The 23,867-nt window shown below is 50.1% G+C and carries 15 protein-coding genes; 11 read left to right on the forward strand and 4 right to left on the reverse strand.

The window, feature by feature from the left end; translation table 11 throughout:
* The 11 genes from NT002_10780 to phoU all read left to right on the forward strand — a co-directional run.
* Positions 1–745 (forward strand): dockerin type I repeat-containing protein (locus NT002_10780; protein MCX6829747.1); only part of this gene is annotated, 745 nt, incomplete at its 5' end.
* Positions 746–878: 133 nt separating this feature from the next.
* Entirely contained in the window at positions 879–3,758 is a 2,880-nt protein-coding gene (locus NT002_10785; protein ID MCX6829748.1) for a M14 family zinc carboxypeptidase, read from the forward strand.
* Positions 3,759–4,124: 366 nt separating this feature from the next.
* Positions 4,125–8,537 (forward strand): choice-of-anchor J domain-containing protein, encoded by a 4,413-nt coding sequence (locus NT002_10790; GenBank protein ID MCX6829749.1) that lies wholly within the window; start codon positions 4,125–4,127, stop codon positions 8,535–8,537.
* Positions 8,538–9,258: 721 nt separating this feature from the next.
* The gene (locus NT002_10795; GenBank protein ID MCX6829750.1) at positions 9,259–9,969 is read left to right on the forward strand and encodes a response regulator transcription factor; all 711 of its coding nucleotides are present in this window, start codon (positions 9,259–9,261) and stop codon (positions 9,967–9,969) included.
* Positions 9,970–9,972: 3 nt separating this feature from the next.
* The gene (locus tag NT002_10800) at positions 9,973–11,760 is read left to right on the forward strand and encodes an ATP-binding protein (protein MCX6829751.1); all 1,788 of its coding nucleotides are present in this window, start codon (positions 9,973–9,975) and stop codon (positions 11,758–11,760) included.
* Positions 11,761–11,902: 142 nt separating this feature from the next.
* Positions 11,903–13,093, forward strand: a complete 1,191-nt coding sequence (locus NT002_10805) for a hypothetical protein (protein MCX6829752.1) — start codon at positions 11,903–11,905, stop codon at positions 13,091–13,093.
* A gap of 30 nt (positions 13,094–13,123) precedes the next feature.
* Complete coding sequence (locus NT002_10810; protein ID MCX6829753.1) at positions 13,124–13,969, forward strand: phosphate ABC transporter substrate-binding protein; 846 nt, start codon at positions 13,124–13,126, stop codon at positions 13,967–13,969.
* Positions 13,970–14,052: 83 nt separating this feature from the next.
* On the forward strand, positions 14,053–15,012 hold the full coding sequence (pstC, locus tag NT002_10815) for a phosphate ABC transporter permease subunit PstC (protein MCX6829754.1): 960 nt from the start codon (positions 14,053–14,055) through the stop codon (positions 15,010–15,012).
* Positions 15,009–15,944, forward strand: a complete 936-nt coding sequence (gene pstA, locus NT002_10820) for a phosphate ABC transporter permease PstA (protein ID MCX6829755.1) — start codon at positions 15,009–15,011, stop codon at positions 15,942–15,944. Before pstC ends, pstA begins: the two co-directional genes overlap by 4 nt.
* 76 nt (positions 15,945–16,020) lie before the next feature.
* Positions 16,021–16,764, forward strand: coding sequence for a phosphate ABC transporter ATP-binding protein PstB (pstB, locus tag NT002_10825; GenBank protein ID MCX6829756.1), 744 nt, complete (start codon positions 16,021–16,023; stop codon positions 16,762–16,764).
* A gap of 11 nt (positions 16,765–16,775) precedes the next feature.
* Complete coding sequence (gene phoU / locus NT002_10830; GenBank protein MCX6829757.1) at positions 16,776–17,438, forward strand: phosphate signaling complex protein PhoU; 663 nt, start codon at positions 16,776–16,778, stop codon at positions 17,436–17,438.
* Positions 17,439–17,802: 364 nt separating this feature from the next.
* Here phoU and NT002_10835 read toward each other — a convergent pair whose 3' ends face one another.
* Genes NT002_10835 through kdpB form a run of 4 tightly spaced genes read right to left on the reverse strand, consistent with a single transcriptional unit; the run spans position 17,803 to position 23,866 of the window.
* On the reverse strand, positions 17,803–18,492 hold the full coding sequence (locus NT002_10835; protein ID MCX6829758.1) for a response regulator: 690 nt from the start codon (positions 18,490–18,492) through the stop codon (positions 17,803–17,805).
* The gene (locus NT002_10840) at positions 18,489–21,179 is read right to left on the reverse strand and encodes a sensor histidine kinase KdpD (protein MCX6829759.1); all 2,691 of its coding nucleotides are present in this window, start codon (positions 21,177–21,179) and stop codon (positions 18,489–18,491) included. Before NT002_10840 ends, NT002_10835 begins: the two co-directional genes overlap by 4 nt.
* On the reverse strand, positions 21,179–21,757 hold the full coding sequence (gene kdpC, locus NT002_10845) for a potassium-transporting ATPase subunit KdpC (GenBank protein ID MCX6829760.1): 579 nt from the start codon (positions 21,755–21,757) through the stop codon (positions 21,179–21,181). Before kdpC ends, NT002_10840 begins: the two co-directional genes overlap by 1 nt.
* A 12-nt stretch (positions 21,758–21,769) precedes the next feature.
* Positions 21,770–23,866: a potassium-transporting ATPase subunit KdpB gene (kdpB, locus tag NT002_10850; GenBank protein MCX6829761.1), complete on the reverse strand. Its 2,097-nt coding sequence runs from the start codon at positions 23,864–23,866 to the stop codon at positions 21,770–21,772.
* Between the last annotated feature and the right edge of the window lies 1 nt (position 23,867).

Here is a 23,867-nt window from a genome sequence, read left to right on the forward strand (position 1 = left end):
TCCCAATGATTCTCTGCCGAACAACATGATTTCGTTGTGGTGGGACGATCTGGATCCGCGCAAGGGCGGGCATATCTACTATTATTATGATGCCGTCGGCACTCGTTTTATCGTGAGTTATGACGGTGTTCCCAATTATTATTCTACGACCGGGACGGGTTCGTTGTCGTTTCAGGTGATTTTATATCCCGATGGTCAGATTTTGATGCAGTATGGGGTGATGAATCCGGGGAGCGATGCGCAGGGTTTGAGCGGCGCGACCCTGGGGATTGAGAACGGTAACGGGACGGATGGTTTACAGGTGGTCTTTAACGGTACGTATATGCACGACAATCTGGCCATTTCGATGGCGGCGGCGAGTTGGCTGTGGGTCGAACCGGGTTCGGGGTCGATTCCCGGTTTTGGTTGGGATACGGTGACGGTGCGGGTTACGCCGGGCGAACTGGCGGAGGGTGTTTATAATGGTCAGTTGAAGGTATTGTCGAATGATCCCGAGACGCCGCAGGTGATCTTGCCGGTTCAGATGACCGTTTTACCGCCGTATATTTGCGGCAACGCCAACGGTGACGGCGTGGTGAATATCATGGATATCACTCATTTGATTAATTTTCTGTATAAGGGCGGCCCGGCGCCGAATCCGATGGAGGCCGCTGATGCCGATGGCAACGGTCAGGTGAATATCCGCGATATTACTTACCTCATAAATTTCCTTTATAAGAGCGGGCCAATACCACTCTGCCCGTAGATGGAGAAACTATGAAGCGCGGGATCGACCCGAGACCGACCCCGCCACAGATGATATTGAGAGATTGAATGAATGATACAGCCACGAGAGGAGAACTTGTGGCCATAGTGCAACATAGGACAAGGAATAGAATATGAAACGATGGCTCATCTTTTTGGCGGCTTTGGTTATGTCGGTCTACATAGTTCCTGAGGCCGGAAATGTGGAAACCTATTTCAAATTTCTGATAAAATCGCGGGAAGAAATCGCCACCCTTACCAGGATCATATCGATTGACAACGTCAAAGGAGATACGGTCTTCGCCTACGCCAACGAAGATGAACTGGGGAAATTCAAGACACTGGGGTACGATTATATCGTTCTGCCCCATCCGGGGAGCCTGATAACGCCCAAGATGGCGGACACCAAGGATGAACTTCGCGCCTGGGATAGTTATCCGACCTATACCAATTATGTCAGCATGATGAATCAATATGCTATTGATTATCCCAATCTTTGCACCGTACAGAGGATTGGATACTCGGTACAGGGGCGCGAGCTGCTTGTTGCCAGGATTTCCGGCAATGTCAACGTAGAAGAGGATGAGCCGGAAGTAATGTTCACCAGCTCCATGCACGGCGATGAGGCCACCGGGTATGTGTTGATGCTCCGGTTAATCGATTATCTTCTCAGCAATTACGGCACCGATTCCATGGCGACGCGCCTTGTGGATAACTGTGAAATCTGGATTAACCCGCTGGCCAACCCCGACGGGACATATCACGGCGGCAACAATTCGGTCAGCGGAGCCACGCGAGGGAATGCCAACGGGGTTGACCTTAATCGTAATTTCCCCGATCCGCAGGACGGCGATCATCCCGATGGTTATGCCTGGCAGCCGGAAACCATCTGCATGATGGATTTTGCCGATGCCCATTCCTTTGTGATTTCAGCCAATTTCCATGGTGGGGTCGAAGTGGTCAATTACCCCTGGGATACCTGGTCAAGACTACATCCTGATAACAGCTGGTATTTCGATATCAGTCGCAAGTATGCCGACACGGTGCATGTTTACAGCCCGAGCGGTTATATGAACTACCTGAATAACGGCATTACCAATGGGTACGCCTGGTATGAGGTCAACGGCGGCCGCCAGGATTATATGAACTGGTGGCATGGATGCCGCGAAATAACGATAGAAATTTCCGATACCAAGCTTCTTCCGGGAAGCCAGCTTCCGGCGCATTGGACTTATAATAGTTCCTCCTTCTTGAATTATCTTGAAAATGCACTCTATGGAATCCGCGGCGTTGTAACCGATTCTATCACCGGGTTGCCTGTCTCCGCCAAAGTGACAGCTATCGGTCATGATTTTGATCAATCCGAAATATACACCGATCCGCAGGTCGGAGATTATCATCGGATGATTGCCCCCGGCACTTATGATGTTGAATTCAGCGCTCCCGGGTATTACTTGAAGACTCGCAGGAATCTGAATGTCACCAGCGGGGGTGTAATTACTGCCAACGTTGCGATGGCGCCGATGCCGAATATCCCCGACCTGGCTTTTCAGAAACATGACGGTTATTTCATTTTCCCCGGCGACCTTGCCGATATGAAGGTCACTCTCGTCAATAACGGCGCCGGAATCGCCGGCGGGGTGAGCGGAACGCTATCAACGGCCGATTCATACATTACAATTACCAACCCGATTTCTTTATTTCCCGATATTCCCGCCCTCGGGGGCACCGGAATATCCTCGAGCGACTTTCAGTTTTCCGTTTCGCCTTCCTGCCCTCTCAATCATGCCGTGAACTTTCAGCTTGATGTCGTTGCTGACGGCGGTTACAGCAAGACGATTAATTTCCAGACTTTTATCGGACGGCTTACGGAGGATTTTGAATCGGGCGGTTTTACATCGTTCCCCTGGGAACTGAGTGGGGACCAATCCTGGACTATTGTCACAAGTGGAGTCTATGAAGGAACTCATTGCGCCCGATCGGGTCCCATAGGTAATCAGCAGTATTCGCAAATGGCCGTTTCTTTAGATAATGACACTGCCGGCACAATTTCATTCCGCTATAAAATCTCATCCGAGGCCAACTATGATTTTCTTCGGTTCTATATAGACGGCATCCTGAAGGGGCAGTGGTCCGGCTCGGTCGGCTGGGCATTGGCCAGTTATCCCGTCACAAGTGGACTTCATACATGTACCTGGAAATATTCCAAGGACCAAAGTGGGGTGAGTGGAAGCGATTGCGGATGGATTGATTTTATCACATTTCCAACTCCGGGAGCGAGCAATCCACCTCAGATAGCAACGCTGACTCTGCCGGACTGGACGGCACTCCGGCCATATTCCCAGCAACTTACCGCGACCGGAGGTACGGGAAATTTGACTTGGGCGGATAAGTTCAATCAATTGAGCGGATCCGGTTTGGCTCTTTCGAGCGCTGGATTGATATCCGGGACACCGCCCAATAACGGCCCCATATCATTCACGGCAGTAGTGACTGACCAGCTTAGTCGAAACGACGAACAGGCTTATTCTTTCAATATAAATCCGGTGGTCCAGATATCCACGGCCATTTTGCCTGACGGCATTAAAGGAGAGGCCTACGCGGAGACCCTGACAGCGGGCGGAGGTACCGGGACCAAGACCTGGAGCGACAAAAATGGCGGACTGGCCGGAACTGGACTTAGCATATCGACGGGAGGTTTGTTATCGGGAATACCGGTCGACAGCGGAACCATACTCTTTGTTGCCCGCGCAGTAGACCTGGCCGGAAGCGCCGATGAGAAACAATTCAGTTTCCATGTCAGCCCTGCCTTTATCTGCGGCGATGTCAACGATGACGGGCAGGTGAATATTCGGGATATTACTTATCTGATAGATTTTCTATATAAGGAAGGAGCGGCACCGATCCATCAGGAGTCGGGCGATGTCAACAATTCCGGGAACACCAGTATCCAGGATGTAACCTATTTGATAAATTACTTATATAAAGGAGGAACAGTTCCGGTTTGCCCATAATGAGCTTTGATTATGGACGAATTATACGGGACAAATTTTATCACATATATTGACGCAATGGCTTTCTCAGCATATTGGAATGTTTTGTCAACAGATTGCGCTTGACTTTATTAGAGGAAGTCATGATATTGAATTATCGGAGAAAGTAAGGCGTCCAGTACCCCATTTTTGGTACTCGAAATTTTTCCTGCCTTAAGAAAAGCGATTAAGAGATTTTGCTTCAGTCGTATTAAAAAGCTGGCTTCTAAAACATTGACTTAGTTGAGGAGGTGGTGCTTTTGACATTATGACAACGCTCGTGTCCTCCGGACATGAGATCTATCTACCCTTTTTTGAGTGTGATTAACCTTTGGAGAGAGGTATGTAATGACCAAATTCAGAATGGCTTTAATTATTGCTCTGGCGATTTTGGTCGTGCTTGCAATCGGCTCGCCGATTTTCGGAGCTGATAAGCCGATTCCAGTGAAGCACAAGGCGATTATCTCGCCGGCGGCCAATCAGCCGACTCCTGACCCCAATTGGGAGCTCAAGAATCAGCTGGAAAGGCAGCCCGACCCCAGAGAATTGTATGAAACCAGCAAATTTGCACCTCCGAGTAATGCCCCCCAGGGAAAAGCGGAGATGCCAAAATCGCTGTTTTTGGGTGAAGAATTCGATGTGGCCGTCCCCCCGGCCAGTTGGACGACCGTTATAACCGTTGCCGGTTATACCTGGAAACTCCAGACAACGGGCGTATATTCCGGCACCGGCTGTGCCGATGTAGAATATGATCCGGCTTTGGGTATGCAGGATGAATGGTTGATTACGCCGGCGCTGAACTTTGCCACGGCCAATTCCGACCTGAAAGTCCAGTTCTGGTGGAACATGAGTTATTACTGGGGAGTCAGCCCCTATAATAACTATGATTATGAGCTCTGGATATCCACCGATGGCGGCGCCACATGGCCCACAAAGCTATGGGATGAAACCGCGGCCGGAGCTTTCACAAGCTGGACCTGGTATCAAGCATCTGTTTCGCTGGCGGCCTATGTCGGCCAGACCGATGTCAAGCTGGCCTGGAGATATCACGGCAGCGATGGCGCCCAGTTGCTACTCGACCTGGTCACGATAAATGATGATCCCGCCCCTGCCGGACGCTGCTGCTACGGTGATCCCCTGGCTCCCAGCTGTGCCGATAATACTGAGGCCCAGTGCACCGCTCTGGGCGGCACATGGAGCGGCACCACTACCTGTGCCGATCCTTGCCCGGTGGCCGGTGTCGGCGACAATTGCAGCAATCCTATTGTTGTCACATTGCCGGCTGCTTTGCCGTATTCGGATCTCAATCAGTACACTTGCGGCAGAGGAGATGACTATAACACCACCTGTCTCGGCAGTTATGATGGCGGCGAAGACATCATATATCAATTGAATGTTACCGAGGCGGTCGATCTCAATATCATGTTGGATCCCAAGGGAACAACCTATACGGGTATATTGGTCGACGATGCCTGCCCGCCTGACGCCGGGACATGCCTGGCCACTCATACCAGTTCGGGCAGCGCCGCTCACGGCATAAGCGGTTTGCACCTTGAGCCGGGCACTTATTATATTATGATTGACACCTGGCCGACCCCTGATTGTGTTCCCAACTTCGACCTGACCATCACCACTCCCCCGCCTCCGACCGAGGGGGACAATTGTGCCAACCCAATCTCGATAAAATTGCCCGAAGATATCGGCTTAACCGGTTATGTTAACACCAACTATACCTGTGGCCGGGTTGACAACTACAATACTACTTGTCTTGGTTCCTATGACGGCGGCGAAGATATTATCTACATGCTTGATGTCGACGCTCCGATCAATATTGACCTCACCCTGGACCCGAAAGGAACTACCTATACCGGCATTCTGATTGACGATGCCTGTCCGCCGGATCCAACTACTTGTCTGGCGACTCACACCAGCTATAGTAGCGGAATACATGGTATTTATGGCTTGCACCTCGAACCGGGCATCTATTATGTCATGATTGACACCTGGCCGTCTCCTGCCTGTATTCCTAATTTTGATCTGAAGATCGTTTTTGCGGCAGGCCCGCCTCCTAATGATAACTGGCAGTATGCTCAGGCGATTGGTGATGTGGCCAATCTGGCCTTTGCAACAATATCAGCTACATTTGACGGCCCGGGCGCATGCCAGACTGCTCCCAATATCTGGTACTGCTACACGGCGACCTGCACCGGTAATGCCACTGCCAGCCTGTGCGGTTCCGGCTATGATACCAAAATGGCCGTTTATGACGGCTGCGGCGATCCCGCAACTCTGACCCAGCTGGCCTGCAACGACGATTTCTCCGGTTGCGGCGTTCAGTCTCAGGCCACTTTCCCGGTAATTTCCGGCCAGAGTTACCTGATTGAGGTCGGTGGTTATTCATCCAATAGCGGCAGCGGCCTTCTTACTACCAGTTGCATTATTCCGCCTCCGGCTCCATACAATGACAACTGCGCCGATGCTGTTGTGCAGACCGTCCCGGCAACGATAACCGGCAATAATGTCGGCTCGACCGGCGATTGCACTCTGCTTGATGTCGGTTCCACCGAGGCCTGGGAAGCCTTTACTATTACCGAGAAGATGGATATAACCATCGACTACTGCGGCACTTCACCATCCTTCGAGTTGGTCTATGTTGTGTTGGCTACGGCTTGCCCCTGCGATGCGGGCTCACTCATTTATGCCACCACGACCGACTGGAACGGCTGCGGCGGCGATGGTAATGTCACCATGGTGTTCTCGGCCCTTGATCCCGGGACATATTATATACCGGTGCTGGCCTACCATCCATCATACCCGACCAACTATTATGCCGGCCCATATACTATTCATGTCAACGGCACGCCGTGGATCCCGCATTATTGCGATGCCTCCGGCGGTTGCGATGAGTATATCAGTCAGGTGACGGTCGGCAGCATTGATAACAGCTCCAGCTGCACCGGCTATGGTGATTATACCGGCCTTTCGACCACTATGCCCTATGGAAGCACCAACCCGATTACGGTGGTCAACGGTTATCCTTACAGCTCGGATATATGCGCTGTCTGGGTTGATTGGAATCATGATTTTGATTTCAGTGATGCCAATGAAGCAATTCCGCTGACGGTTTCCTCGGGCGCTGGTCCTTATACCGGCGATATTATAGTGCCCGCCGATGCTTTACCCGGTTCCACCCGGATGAGGGTCCGTATCAACTATTCCGCGGCCCCGCCTGAATGCGGCACTACCTCCTATGGCGAGGTTGAGGACTATACTATCGAAGTTGGCGGAACGCCAACCTATTTAACAGTAGCCCCACCTGCCATCAATTTTGGCATGGTTCCGCCTGAGGCAACGGGTTACACAGGGCTTACTCTTGGTGCTAATGGCCCGGCTAATATCAATTTCTCGACGGCTATTCAGTATGGCAAAAAGGCGAGTGTCGGCGGCGGCCAGTGTTCTGAGAATTTGAAGAAATCACCTTTCGGTCCCGGCGCGGCTCCGGCTCTTACGAAAGACGCCAAAGCGCTTCTATTTGAGGGGTTTGAAGGCGGCGCGGTGCCTCCAACCGGCTGGTCGGCGGTCGTCAATAATCCTTTCACCTGGGCGATTGGCAGCTACGCGCCATACGAAGGATCATACAATGCCGACTGTTTCTATGACGAGACATATACTGGCACTCAGAACGAATGGCTGATTAGCCCGGTTCTGAATTTTGCCGGTGTTAAGTATGCTGTTGATTTCTGGTGGCTGGGAAGTTATTACTGGTCGGTCGACCCTTACCAGAATTGCACCCTGGCTCTCTGGATTTCGACCGACGGCGGCGCGACCTGGCCGACCAAGTTGTGGGATCACCTGCAGTATGGCGAATTCGTCAACTGGGAGTGGAATAATTCCATTGTCAACCTGAGCGCTTATAAGAACGAAACCAATGTCAAGTTGGCTTTCGTCTACACCGGCTATGATGGCGCTCAGTTCTCGCTCGATGCTATCGGCATTAATCCGGCTCCGCTGAGCTGGCTGACAGTAGCTCCACCCTCTGGTGTGGTGCCCGGCAATGGAACATTGCCCCTGGCTGTTGTCTATGATGCAGCCGATCTCACACTGGGATCCACTTATACTGCAAACATAGCCATCACGCATACCGGTGCCGTTAAAGCCGTGACCAATGTCCCTGTGACGATGACCATCGGATACGGCGGCGGTAATACTATCTATCTGGATCCGTCGCTCCTCTATGTAATGTATTCTTTCTCTGTTGATCCGATGCTGTTGAGAGGGTATCTTGGCGGCGATTTTGAACCGGGATACGACATAGACGATGTCAATCCGGCCACCGTTAAGATCAACGGACTGACGCCTGATTCCATCAAGATGCTGCCTTCCTATACTGATTTTACCGGCAGCGTGATGGAAATCTACGTCAATATGAAAGAATGCATCGAAGGTTATGGTCTGACCAACCTGTGGGATACTACTTATTGGGCTTACACTATTTCCGGTAAGTTCAATGATGATGTCGATTTCACCGAATCCGGTCAGTGCACCATAATCGGTCACCGAGCGGGCGACGCCAACGCCGATCGCATTATTAACATTAAGGACGCAACTTACCTGATTAATTATCTATACAAGAGCGGCCCGGCGCCGTTCCCGATAATTGAGGTGGGCGATGCTAATGGCGACCAATTGATTAATATTCGCGATATTTCCTATTTGATCGCATTCCTGTACAAGAATGGTCCGGCGCCCATTCATCATTGATTCTGCAGTCTGATGACAAAAGGACAGCCTTTCGGCTGTCCTTTTTTATTATCCATTCTGTAATGCCATCTCCTGCTTTTCCATCTGTTCCTATTATTTCTTCTTGAAAATTAGGAATGTCGTAAGAGAAGAATAAACACCTGATATAAAAGTGAGTAGTGGCTGTCTGTTGTCAAACAAGGTGGACAGGTGAGACTCATGGCTAGGACACGCCCAGCCTGATAACAACATCTCTGCGTTAGTTGATTTTAAAATGGAAACAAATTTTGGCGGATAGAGTTTATTGTTCCAAATGGCCAGTGCATCTTCAATTGATTGTGCAACAGAGGCTTAATCATTGTTCCCCCGGCAGGACGTAATTCGAACTTTTGCAGAATTCATTGACTACTTCAGGTTGACTGCCCGACCATTTTCAAAAGCGTATTGAACCTAAATGCGCAGCTACGAGGTGATTTCACAACTGCTAAATGCGGAGTCACCGGTGCAGAGATATTTTGGCCGTTTCTCAATTAGTAATCTTTCAAGAAATCTCCACGACTTCTTCAGTCGCCGGAAGAGTTTCCAGACCGCAATTCCGCTGCGGATAAAAGGCTTGCCAAAATTCCGGCTTTCAATTAGTTTCTTAACATATTCGTTTAGACACAAGGACTTGTGGCCGCCGAATATATGAGGAAGAAACAGAATATCAATATCTGAGTTCGAAAGGCGGATGAATTACAGCATGGCCGGAGAGAAAATTCTGATTATAGAGGATGATGCCGACATCCGCGAGCTTATCAGATATAATCTTGTTCGTGAAGGATATCGAGTGTCCGAGGCTGTTGACGGCAAAGAAGGTCTGGAAGCCGCGCAATCCGAACCCTTTAACCTCATACTCCTTGATCTGATGCTCCCCGGAATCAGCGGAAGGGAAATCTGCAAAGCGCTGAAAGGGGATTCTGGCACCGCTGATATTCCGATCATTATGGTGACTGCCAAGGGGGAGGAATCTGATATTGTGATCGGACTGGAGCTTGGCGCGGATGATTATGTTGTCAAGCCGTTCAACCCCAAAGTGCTGATGGCGCGAATCAAGGCGGTACTGCGGCGAAAGAAAATCTCCCCAGAGGAAGAAATAGCGCCTACAATGAAGTTTGACGGCCTTGAGGTCCACCGGGGAAAACGTGAATTGCGCATCGATGGCAAACCTGCTGATTTAACTTACACGGAATTTCAAATCCTTCTTTTCCTGGCCTCCAAACCGGGCTGGGTATTCACCCGCTACCAGATTGTTGATGCGGTTAAAGGGACTGATTATCCGGTGACCGACCGATCGGTTGATGTTCAGATTGTCGGTCTTCGGAAGAAGCTCGGCCCTTATGGTAAATATATTGAAACCATGCGCGGGGTTGGTTACCGCTTTTCGGAAAAAGCGACCGGAGGTGAGGAGTAAAGCATGCGTCGGCGACCGTTAATCTGGCAGCTTTTCCCTTCATATATCTTTGTCATTGTTCTTTCGATAACGGCGGTGACCTGGTTTATCGTCTATTCGACAAAGCAGTTTTACCTGACCCAAAATGCGCAGGAGCTTGAGGCGCGAGCAGTCATTTTACGGGAACGAATGACCGGGCTCAATCTTGGTTCGGATGCCGTCTATATTGATGACCTGTGCAAAAGACTGGGGCGCGAAAGTGCCACGCGTATTACCGTAATACTCCCATCAGGTAGGGTGATCGGCGATACCGATGAAGACCCGACAAAAATGGAGAATCATTCAAATCGGCCTGAAGTTCAGGATGCGCTTGACGGGCGAATCGGAATTGCCACGCGGTACAGCCATACCCTTTATGAAACGATGATGTATGCGGCCGTGCCGCTAATCGAAAATGGGCAGGTCGTGGGCATTGTGCGTACCTCCCTGCCGATAACATCGATTGAACACGCTTTCGGTTCGATTTACACCAAGGTGATCGTGGGAGGTCTCTTGATCGCCGTCCTAGCCGCGCTGGCGAGTCTTTACATTTCGCGCCGTATCACCCAGCCGCTGGTAAGAATGAAACAGGCTGCGGAGTATTTTACCCGAGGCGACTTTACACACCGCCTGCCGATTGGAGCAACCGAGGAAATTGGCGAACTGGCAGAAACGATGAATGAGATGGCGAAACAATTGAATGAAAAAGTCCGGACCATTATCGACCAGCGCAACGAACGTGAGGCAATTCTAACCAGTATGGTTGAAGGGGTCATCGCCTTTGACAACATGGAACGAGTAATCAATCTCAATCATGCTGCTGCACAAATGCTTGGGGTTGAAATTAATCAGGTGGCAGGGCGTTATCTGCAGGAATCATTCCGGAACGCCAACCTGCATAAATTTGTCGCCCGCATTCTGGAAAGCGGAAAAGCTCAGGAAGAGGAGATCAGCCTACAGGACAAGACCTCCCGAATGTTACATCTGCACGGCTCCCCCCTTCACGACGAAAAAGGTCAGAACCTGGGCGCTGTTATTGTATTGCACGATATCACCCGCTTACATCAGTTGGAAATAATCCGCCGTGACTTTGTGGCCAATGTCTCTCACGAAGTGCGGACGCCGATTACATCAATTAAAGGTTTTGTCGAAACTTTACGTGACGGCGGGGTCCATAGTCCCGAAGATACCGAAAAGTTTCTGGGAATTATCGCCAGACAAACCGAACGGCTCAATTCCATCATTGAGGACTTATTGACCCTTTCGGAATTGGAGCAGACCGAGCGGGGCAATATAGGAATTGAATTCGCTCAACTTAAGAGTGTCCTGCACGGTGCAATCGTCATCTGTGAACCGAAAGCCTCGGCCAAGAATATTCAATTACGGCTCCAGTGTGATGACAATCTCAAGGCTAATATAAATGCGCCGCTTCTGGAGCAGGCAGTTACCAACCTTATTGACAACGCCATTAAATACAGCGAAGCGAAAAGCAGTATCGAGATGTCGGCCAAATCGGAAGATACTGGGATAGCGATCAAAGTCACTGACCACGGCTGCGGCATCGAAAAGGTTCATCTTCCGCGACTTTTCGAACGGTTCTATCGTGTGGATCGGGCGCGCAGCCGCGAATTGGGCGGCACCGGACTGGGGCTTTCGATTGTCAGACATATCATTTTGGCTCATGGCGGACGAGTGAGTGTCGAAAGTGTTCCCGGTAAGGGCAGCACATTTACCATATTTTTGCCGTCATACATAAAGTCCGCCAACTCGTAAAAAAATATTCCGCAATAGGATAACTTCCTTCGGCGGGCTGACATTCCGGCCGCCGACATATTCGAATTATACCAATTTCTAACCTCTCCCTAACAAAATCCTAACAATTGCGGCGTTTCATTGGGCGTGACCGGGAAAGAATTTGAAAAATCAAGACCTGAAAATGAAGATGATTAAGAAAGATGAGACTAAGAAGAAAGGAAGAATCATGAAGAAGACAATCACGCTTTTATTGCTGTTAGTGATTGCCCTGGGGGTCAGTTCCGCATTCGCGGCGGAGACATCGGTTAAAGGCACCATCTATTCCACATGGATGCTGAACAGAACGGATGGAGCCGACAATTATAACGCCTTTACCATCGACCGTGCCTATTTCGGCGCGGAATCGAAACTTTCGGACTATACCAATCTTCGGATAACATTTGATATACGGCCGGAGAGATTTTCGACCTCCGAGACCAAGGTTGTCGATAGTGACGGGGATACGGTGAAGATTCCGGCCTTGAGCGCTTACAGCGGCTACCCGATTATTTTGAAATATGCTTACGCCGATTGGAAAATCAAACCGGTGGCCAAATATTTCAAGATTCGTTTCGGTCTTCAGCCGACCATGTACCTCAACTACATGGATGGTATCTGGAATCGTCGCTATATCGAAAAGAATATCGGTGATCTAAACGGTTGGCTCTCGACCGCCGATTTAGGGCTCTCATTCAATTTCACTTTGGGCCCGCAGGGGAATCTGGGCGAGGCAGGACTTTCCGTTCTTAACGGCACCAAGTACAGTGACTTCATTGATAAGAATAAGAATAAGGATATCAATCTTTACGGCAAACTGCTCCCCTTTTATAACAGCGGCGATTTCAATCAGGTGGCCCTGTTCGGACAGTTTTATACCGGGACCCAGAACAAGACCTTTGATTCCACGGTCAAAGCCGAGGACTGGAAAAAACAGATGATATCTATAGGCGGCAAGCTGGCCTATCAGAAAGCGACCGACCTCTGCTTAGACCTGAATTTCCAGACACTGGGACAGGGAGCAGGTAAGGAAGACCTTAGACAGAGTGGCCTTTCATTCTGGGGCAATTTGTATCTAAATGCACTGGTTCCGTCACAATCGCTTTTCAGAACGCTGGTTCTATTCGGCCGGGCCGATGTATATGACCCCAACACGAAGGTTGATAAGGACGGCAATACTCTGATTATCGCCGGAATCGAATGCGCTCCCATAAAAGGGGTAAAAGCATCGCTTGATATCCGCAACAAGAATTATCAGGCCGAAGGTACAAAGGATGAAAGATTTCTGTATCTAAATACGGAATTCAAATTTTAAGAGAATTCACAAGGTGAATTGGAGGTAGTTATGAAAAAGTTAATCACAGCGGCAATGATTCTTATGACGGCCAGTGTGGCCTTTGCCGGAAATATCACCATCAAAGGTTCTGACACGATGGTGCGTCTCGGTCAGCGCTGGGCCGAGGAATATATGAAGACGCATAAGGAGGTGACGCTTCAGGTTTCCGGTGGCGGCAGCGGCACCGGCATTGCCGCGCTTCTGAACGGGGGAACTGATATTTGCGAAGCCTCGCGTGACATGAAGCCGCAGGAATACGCCGACGCCGAATCCAAAAAGATAAAGCTGCATAGAGTAGCCGTAGCACTCGACGGAATTGCAGTGTTTGTCAATGTAGCCAATCCGGTCAAGGAATTGAGCCTGGAGCAACTCCGGGGTATCTATACCGGTTCCATAACCAATTGGAAGGAAGTCGCCGGCCCATCGCACATTATCATTCTCTATGGCAGAGAAAATAATTCCGGCACCTATGCCTTCTTCAAAGAACATGTGCTCAAGAATGAGGACTACGCTGACGTGACACAGACTCTGCCCGGTACGGCGGCTGTCGTCAATGCCGTGGCCCAGGATAAATTCGGCATCGGGTATGGCGGCATAGCGTGGGATAAAGGTGTCAAACCCCTCGCGGTGAAAAAAGATGAAAAAACACCGGGGGTGGAGCCATCGATGGAAACGGTAGTTAGCGGAACCTATCCGATTTCCCGCGAGTTGTACTGGTTCTTCAATGGCACCCCATCCGGTGAATTAAAGGATTTCCTAAATTGGGCTCTTTCTGCGGATGGCCAGAAGATTGCTCAGCAGACCGATTATGTTCCGTTGCCCAAGGAAAAGGCTGAAAGCAGCAAAATAAAATAAGAATATTCGCAGGACAGACGGCCAAAAATGAAACCACGGGTGAGCGAGAATTCGTTTCCGCTCATACCCGTTATGGGATGGAAGTGGAAAAATACAATTTCAAGAAAAAATCTCGGATCAAAGAATTCCTCGGCGAGAAATTCATTGCCGTCAATGCTCTGACCGCATTGGTCGTTATCCTGCTGATATTCATTTTTATTTTCAAAGAAACGATCCCAATTTTGACCAGCCCCGAGGTCAAAAAGGAAGCCAGCATTTCCAAGATGGTGTTTAAGCAGGAGTTCTACCCCAAACGGGAACCCAAATGGTCATGGCAGCCTAATTCCGATGTTCCCAAATATTCCCTTATGCCGCTTTTCCTGGGAACATTGAAAGCGGCTCTGGTGGCGATGCTTTTTGCCGTGCCTCTGGGCGTTGGCGCGGCAATATATTCGTCGGAGTTTGCACCCAAAAGGTTAAGGGAAATCATCAAACCAGTCATTGAGCTTCTGGCCGGGATACCCTCGGTGGTCCTGGGGTTTTTTGCGCTGATTGTACTGGCTACCTGGCTGCAGAATACATTTGGTCTGACCTATCGCCTCAATGCCCTCAATGCCGGAATTGCTCTTGGAATCACCGTTGTACCAGTAATATTCACCGTGGCCGAAGATGCCATGACTGCCATCCCACGGTCGCTCCGGGAAGCGGCCATTGCCCTGGGTGCCAATCCCTGGCAGGTCTCTTTCACAATGGTTCTTCCGGCGGCCCTGCCGGGAATCGCAGCCGGGATCGTGCTCGGTTTTGGGCGGGCGATTGGCGAGACTATGATTGTACTTATGGCTTCAGGAAATGCCGCCGTTGTCTCGGGAAACCTTGCCGATTCCATTCGCACTTTTTCAGCGACTATTGCAGCCGAGATGGCCGAGGTTGTTTTTGGAAGTCCCCATTATAATGTACTCTTTTTCATCGGGACGTTATTATTCATATTTACCTTCATCATCAACCTGGGCGGCGACTATGTTCTTCTGCGGATGCGCGAAAAGATTCAGGGGAAAACAAAATGAATAAGAGCCTGCCATCAGCCCATTATCATTTCAAGCAGAAATCTCCGGGCATTATACCGAAAGGGCTGACTCTGGCCGCGGTTGTCATTATTGTGCTCATACTTGCAGTGATATTATTTAATGTCTTTCTCGGCGGCATTGGCGTCATTAACTGGGAATTCTTAACCCATCCTCCGGAAAATGGAATGGAGTCTGGCGGCATATTCCCGGCCATTTTCGGCACCGTGGCTATGGTATTTCTTATGATAATAGCGGTTGTCCCGGTGGGCGTGATGACGGCGATCTATCTGCAGGAATACACCCGTCCGGATTCAAGAATCACGCGCCTGATTAGAGTGGCAATTAACAATCTGGCCGGTGTACCCTCAATCGTATTCGGGCTTTTCGGGCTGGGTTTCTTCGTCGGTTTTATAGGCACGGGCATCGACTCAATCTTCTATAGCCCGGGACGCCCGGTATGGGGCCAGCCGGCCATAATCTGGGCCTCGCTGACTCTCTCGCTTCTGGCCCTGCCGGTGGTGATAGTTTCAACGGAAGAAGCACTGCGGGCCATTCCGAGGGACCTCAAGGAAGCCAGTTATGCCCTTGGGGCGACCAAATTGCAGACTATTGCCCGCATTATAGTTCCACAGGCTATGCCGGGGATTTTTACGGGAGTGATTCTGGGGGTCAGCCGCGGCGCGGGTGAAGTAGCACCTATCATGTTCACCGGTGCGGCCTATTATCTGCCGCATTTGCCTTCAAACCTCCACGATCAATTCATGGTTCTGGGATATCATATATATGTTATGGCAACGCAGTCGCCCAACATTGAGGCCACCAGGCCGATTCTCTATGGAACCGTTTTGGTCCTTCTGGTTTTGACCTTTCTATTGAATTTTGTGGCGATTTTTATTCGTTCGAGGATAAGACTAAGGAGGGTCAGTGCATAATAATGAAATAGAAATAAATGATTTCAGGAAAAATAGCGGCCTGCATCAGGCACATGTCGTCGGGCCGAAAATAAAGATGACGGCCAGGGACCTGAATTTCTTCTATGGCCAAAATCAGGCACTCTTTGATATTTCGATGAATATCGAAGAGCACCGGGTAACCGCCCTAATCGGTCCTTCGGGATGCGGCAAGTCGACTTTCATTCGAACCCTGAATAGAATGAACGATACCATTCCGGGAACGCGAATGGAAGGGGAAATCAAACTCGATGATATTGATATCTATAAGGATATTCGCGATGTCTCCTCCATTCGCACACGGGTCGGGATGGTATTCCAGAAATCAAATCCCTTTCCCAAATCAATTTTTGAAAATGTCGCGTACGGTTTGAAGGTGAACGGCATCAGCGACCGGGATGTTATCCGCGAGGCCGTTGAGGACACATTGAAAAGGGCATTTCTCTGGGAGGAAGTAAAGGACAAAATCAGTACCAGCGCTTATATGCTTTCCGGCGGTCAACAGCAGCGGCTTTGTATCGCCCGTGCGCTGGCGGTGCGCCCGGAAGTCCTTTTGATGGATGAGCCGGCATCTGCCCTGGATCCGATTTCCACTTCAAAAATCGAGGATCTCATCGGTGAATTAAAGAAGAATTATACCATTGTTATAGTAACGCATAATATGCAGCAGGCGGCGCGAATATCCGACTACACCGCCTTTTTCTATGAAGGTCGGGTGATTGAGTTCGGCCCGACGAAGATGATTTTCACTAAACCAATTATGAAACAGACTGAAGATTACATCACCGGGCGATTCGGATGACGGAGGATAAAATGCCACACCATTTACAGAGAGAAATAGAGAAACTCAAAAAGAAAATATTGTCTTTGTGTGCCTCAGTTGAGGAGAATGTCAGAATGGCGGTAAAATCCATTGAGGATAGAGATGCCGCTCTGGCCGAAAGGGTTGTCGGGCAGGATCCGGAGATTGATCAATCCGAGGTCGATCTGGAAGAGGACTGCCTCAAGATACTTGCCCTTCACCAACCGGTGGCGATCGACTTGCGGTTTATTATTGCCGTACTTAAGATTAACAGCGATCTGGAACGAATCGGGGACCTTGCAGTTAATATTGCTGAGCGTGCCCAATTCCTCAGCACCCAGCCCAGGATAGCCATTCCTTTTGATCTCGACGCATTGGCGGAAAAGACTCAGGATATGCTGAAGAAAAGTCTTGATTCGCTGGTGAACTTGAATACCGCACTGGCCCGAGATGTCTGTCGCACCGATGATGATGTTGATGAGATCAACCGGGAAATGTACGATTTGGTCAAAGATGCTATTCGCGCTCATCCGGAGCAACTCGATATTTTGATCCCGTATCTATCAGTATCCCGGTATCTCGAACGGATTGCCGATCATGCAACAAATATTGCTGAAGATGTGATTTACATGATTGAAGGTGTCATAACACGACATAGCACGGGTTCTTTCTAAATCACTGGCATAATGATGTTCGAAAATTAAAGGGTACACTTCCGCGAAATGCAGACAATGCTGGAAAAAGTTCTATATCGATGTAAAGGTGGTGACCCTCCGACGACCTAAGCCGTTGTACCACAAACTATTATGTATGGCGGGGTTGACGAGACGATTTCCGCAACTGGATTATTGAGAACGTTGCATAGAAAAGCTCCCCCGGCAGGACGTAACTCGAACTTTCGCAGGGCTGACTGACTACTTCAGGTTGACTGCCTGACCGTCTTCAAAAGCGAATTGAACCCGAATGGGCGGCCACGAGACAGTTTCATTAACTGAATTACATTCTGTCTATGCGGAATAGATATATGCGGAGCTTTGATTAGCGTCCAATAACAATAAACCGATAACCGACGCCCGGCTCAGTCAGAATCAATTCTGGGCGTGATGGGTCCTTCTCGAGCTTTTTGCGGAGCTGACCGATATAGACTCTCAAATATTGTGTTTGTTCTGAAGCGTGCGGCCCCCAGATTTCCTTCAGCAAATGTCCCTGCGTGACAACTTTCCCCGCATAACGAACCAATAGTCGCAGGATATCATATTCGGTCGCGGTCAATTTGACCGGCTGGCCCGCTACGGATACCGTTCTGGCAGAGAGATCAACCTCCAAATGTCCGCTGTGAAAAATCGCCTGCATTTCGGAAGGCTGAGTATGCCGAAGCGCCGCCCTAATGCGCGCCAATAACTCCAGGACGCTGAAGGGTTTGGTTAGATAGTCGTCGGCGCCGGCGTCAAGTAGGGTTACTTTCTCTATATCGGAGTCTTTAACGGTCAGGACAATAACCGGTATAGTTGACCATTCGCGCAATTTTCCAAGGACCGTCAGTCCGTCAATGTCGGGCAATCCCAGATCAAGGATTATCAGATCCGGCCGTTGCGTGGAGGCAGACACCAACCCCTCTCTCCCCTGGGTGGCTTCCAGCAGAGTGTATCCTTCGGCCTCGAGACTAATTTTCAGAAGGCGCCGGATCGCGGTTTCATCATCAATGACCAGAATGCGGGTCCCGCTCACAAGCCCTCACTTTCGTTAGGCAATTCAGGCTGCTTTTCGATGGGGAGTCTGATAGAAAAGCAGGCTCCCCCCTTGGGAATATTGGCGGCCTCAATTTTCCCCCCATGCATTTCGACAATAGCTTTGGCAATGGCAAGTCCGATACCAGTGCCGCCTGAAGGTGTCCCGGGAACGCGGTAAAATTTGTCAAACAGATGCGACAGAGATTCCGCCGGAACGCCCGGGCCATTATCAGTGACTTTCAGGATTAATGTGCCTTCGACCGCCGTTATTTCCAATTCAATTGCTGTACCCAAAGGGGTATAGGCGGACGCGTTTGACAATAGATTAATCAACGCATGTTTAAGCAGATTGAAATCAATTCGTATTAAAGGCAAATTTTCAGCACTCCTGATGGCGACAGAATGATCCGACAGGGTTTTTTGCAATTCACCGAGGACGACGGCGATCAAGTCATTTATATCATGCCAGTCCTTTTTCAAGCTGAGCATTCCTGAATTAAGACGAGATAAATCAAGCAAATTCGTTACCACATTATTTAGACGTTCAGCGCTGTCGCTCAATTCGTTTATCATTTGCCGGCGGCTTTCCGTGTCGGCATTTAGTTGGTCGCTCCGAAGAGCTGATGTAAAGCCTATTATGGCCGTCAAAGGAGTGCGAATTTCATGCGAAACGGAATTAAGGATGGTCTGATAGAGCTTTTCCGATTCCGCCAGCCGCTCGGCCTGCTGAGACCGATCCTGGAGCAATTCTCTTTCCAATGAAATCGCCAATTGGCGGGTCACTGTGGAAAGAAGATTCTCTTCTTCCTGAAGAAGATGCACTTTCCCGCGGGGATGATATGCCAATATACCGACTGTCTCCGAGGTTCCTCGTAAAGGTATATAGATACCGTCGGCTGACGGCAGAGTATCGGTGGACCATCCCGCTTGCTTGCCGTGCTCAAATGCCCATTGGGCTACGGCCCATTCCCTATCGATCCGGCACCATTCACGAGACGGAAAGGTCTGCCGCTCCAATTTCCCATCCTGATTTGAAGGAGCTATGGAGCATTCTCCGTCAAGAGTCGCTCCCATTTTTTCGGCAGTCAGTGACATGAATTCCCGCCTGTTATGACCGGCCGCCATAGTTCGAACGATATCATAAAGCACTTGCGTGCGCTCCTCGCGGAGACGCAACATCCGTTCCCTTTTCCGAATTCGGTTGGTAAGTGTGCCGGTGGTGATAGCGACGAAAAGGTAGGCGCCGCACATAGCAATATCTTCGGGAGCGAAAATCCGAAAAGTCCCATAGGGGGGAATAAAGAAGAAATCCCAGATAAGGGCGCTCATAACGGCGGCGACAAGAATCGGACCAATTGAGACAAACATCCCCATGGCAAGAACGGTCAGCAAGAATATGAAGCCTACTGCTCGATAGCCAATCAAAGGAAGCAAAAGACTATCTATCAAGGCGACTGCGGCCACGGCGCTTGTTACCAAACCGTAAATCGACAGTCCCGATTCAAATTCAATTTTCGGACGAACTTCTGAAGCGGCGCTTCGCTTGGTTTCCTGGCGCAAAACATGCACGTCAAAGCTCCCACTCTCCCTGACCAGCCGATCCAGAATTGTTCCACCCTGGAGTATATCCCGAAATCGTCGGCGTGTTGGACGTCCGACAATAAGCTGGGTGACATTGCGTTGCCGCGCAATTCTCCGCAAGGCCTGGGCAATATCCAAATCGGAAGTAGAGACGATCTCGCCGCCCAGTTCTCTAACCAAAGAGAGGTTTTTGGCCAGAGTCGCTCTATCCTGATCCGATAAAGCTATTCCGGTATCGACATGGACTCCAATCCAGGGCGCTTCCATACCGAAGGCCAGTCGGCGCGTGGCCCGAATTAATCCTTCGGAAAAGGGGCTGTGACTCACCGCCACCATCAATCGTTCGGTTGTTTTCCAGGCAGTATCAGACTCTCTTACCGATATCATGTCCTGCAGTTCACTGTCTACTTTCTCGGCCGTCAGCCGCAGAGCGATCTCGCGCAGGGCAGTGAGACGATCCTCCTTAAAGAAATTCCGCGCGGCGGCCCCAGCCATGTCGCCAAGATACACCTTCCCTTCGCTCAGTCGTTTCAGCAACTCGGAGGGCGTAATATCAATTAGAATGACCTGGTAAGCACGTTCCAAAATAGAATCGGGGACAGTTTCACGAATCCTAATACCTGTGACGCTCTCAACCGATTCCTTGCGGCTCTCGATGTGCTGGACATTAATGGTGGTATATACATCAATTCCGGCATCAAGCAATTCAACAACATCGTGCCACCTTTTTGGATGGCGGGAGCCGGGGACATTGGTATGTGCCAGTTCATCGACCAGAACCAATTGCGGACGCCGCGCCAGAATAGCATCAATATCCATCTCTTCAAGAGCAGCATTTTTATAGACAATCTTCTTGCGGGGAATGAGAGGAAGTCCGGCCGTAAGCATCTCGGTTTCGGTTCTACGGTGCGAATCGACTGTCCCGATGACTACATCGACACCCTCTTTAAGGCGATCCTGGGCCGCTTTCAACATGGCATATGTCTTTCCCACACCGGCCGCCATGCCAAAAAATATTCTGAGACGGCCGGATTGCATCTTGCTCTCATCCTTCTTGATGGCAGCCAGAAGTTCATCAGGATCGGGGCGAAGCGGCTCGGGCATTATTTCGAACCTCCTGCTAATGAATCCAAAGCGAGATTCAATTTAAGCACATTGACCCGGGGTTCTCCCAAAAGACCCAGAGTCGGATATTCGGTATATTTGTCAATCAGATTATATAAGGAATTTTTTGTCGTTTGGTCAAGATGTCGCGCCTTAATTATGCGATCAACTTGGTAACGCGCTGCCTGCGGGCTGACATGCGGGTCAAGTCCGCTGGCGGAAGAAAAAAGCAAGTCATCAGGTATTTCTCTATCTCTGCCATAGATCGCCAGCAACCGCGCCCGTCTTCCAGCTATCTTATCTTTGAGCACAGCACTGGTCGGACCAAGATTACTCCCGCCAGATGGAAGAGGATTATATTCAATAGCAGATGGCCGCGGCCAGAAATATTGCTGTCCGGTGAAATTCTGTCCGATCAACTCGGATCCGATTACGATGCCATTCTTCAAAATGGGACTTCCCTCCGCTTTATCGGCAAAGAGAATCTTTGCAATGACGCTGACAAAAAGTGGATATGCTAATCCAGTGATTAGCGTCATGACCAACACAAGCTTGCCGGCGGTAATAATTGTCTTCATTTATTCTCTCTTTCAAGAAGCCAAGCCGAATAGGGTAACAATCAGATCAATCAGTTTTATGCCAATAAAGGGAGCCAGAAGACCACCCAAACCATATATAAGAAGGTTGCGGCGCAGAAGCAGCGAAGCCGATTGCGCCCGGTATGCCACTCCTCGCAAAGCCAAAGGAATCAGGGCAATAATAATGAGGGCATTAAAAATTACGGCGCTCAGGATGGCGCTCTGCGGCGAATGCAGGTGCATTATATTCAATGCCGCCAGAGGACCGCTCTCTGTTCCTGAAAGAGCATAGAGCGTTCCAAAAATGGCGGGAAGAATGGCAAAATATTTGGCAACATCATTGGCAATACTGAAAGTGGTCAGGGCGCCGCGTGTCATCAGAAGTTGCTTGCCGATTTCAACAATTTGAATCAGCTTGGTCGGATTACTGTCAAGATCGACCATATTGCCCGCTTCTCGGGCCGCCTGCGTCCCGGTGTTCATAGCGACACCGACGTCGGCTTGCGCCAGCGCCGGCGCATCATTGGTGCCGTCACCGGTCATGGCGACCAGATGCCCGTTTTGCTGCTCCTGGCGAATTCTCGCAAGTTTCGTCTCAGGCGTGGCCTGAGCGATAAAATCATCCACACCCGCTTCCGCTGCGATGGCCGCCGCTGTCAGAGGATTGTCGCCGGTAATCATGACCGTGTGTATACCCATTCTGCGAAGCTCCAAAAATCTCTCCCTGATGCCACCTTTTACTATATCCTTCAGATGTATTATTCCCAGAACTCCGGTATCGTCGGCCACTGCCAGAGGAGTTCCACCCATGACTGAGATATTTTCAACTGCCGTCTGGACTTCCTTGGGAAAAACGCCGCCATTCTGTTCCACATATGAACGAATGGAGTCAATGGCGCCCTTTCGAATCCGTAAAGCGGTCGAACCATCGGCATCAAAAATGTCCACCCCGCTGATCCTTGTTTGCGCCGAAAAGGGGATAAATCTCGCCTGACTGGGAGTCAGAGTTTGGGCGCGCAAATCATATTTCGCTTTGGCCAAGACAACAATTGATCTTCCTTCGGGGGTCTCATCGGCCAGCGAGGCCAGTTGGGCGGCCTCTGCCAGATGCTGCGTCAGATACATCGGCGCAGGGATAAATTCCGTAGCCATTCGGTTGCCAAGTGTGATTGTACCGGTCTTGTCAAGTAAGAGAACATCAATATCACCGGCGGCTTCCACTGCTCGTCCGCTCTTGGCAATGACATTTCGGCGCACCAGCCGGTCAATACCGGCGATCCCGATAGCACTCAGTAACCCACCGATGGTTGTTGGAATGAGACAGACCAGAAGAGCAATCAGAACTGGAACCGTTATGATCGAACTCAAATTCTGCCCAGCCGCGGCACTCGCATAATCGGAAAAGAGTTTGAGTGTCGCCACCCCCAACAAGAAGACAATCGTCAGTCCTGCCAACACTATGCTCAGGGCAATTTCGTTGGGAGTCTTCTGACGTTTGGCCCCCTCGATAAGGGCGATCATGCGATCAATAAAAGCATTACCCGGTTCTGAAGAGACTCTGATTAGAATACGATCGCTAATAACCCGGGTGCCTCCGGTCACTGCGCTGCGATCCCCACCGCTTTCCCTGATGACTGGCGCTGATTCCCCGGTAATGGCCGATTCATCCACACTGGCAATGCCTTCAATTACGTCACCATCGGCCGGAATAATATCATTTGCTTCGCAAACTACCAAGTCGCCCTTTCGAAGCTCTGTTGCAGGCACCTTGATTTCTTTTTTGTCTTTCATAAGCCGTGCAAATAGTTGTGTCCGGGTCTTCTTCAGACTTTCGGCCTGGGCTTTGCCCCTCCCTTCGGCCAGGGCCTCGGCGAAATTGGCAAAAATTACTGTAAACCAGAGCCAGACACTGATCTGCAATTCAAATGCGGAAATGGCACCTTTGACAAACCCGCCCAAAAAAGATATGGTCGTCAGAACGGCCCCGACATAAGTAACGAACATGACCGGATTGCGCATCTCCGCGGTCGGTCTCAACTTCAGCAAAGAATCTTTCAGCGCTGCCATTATGAGGGCTCGATCAACTATTTTTGATTCTTTAGGAACCATA

The sequence above is a fragment of the Candidatus Zixiibacteriota bacterium genome (genome assembly GCA_026397505.1).
Classification (GTDB): domain Bacteria; phylum Zixibacteria; class MSB-5A5; order GN15; family PGXB01; genus JAPLUR01.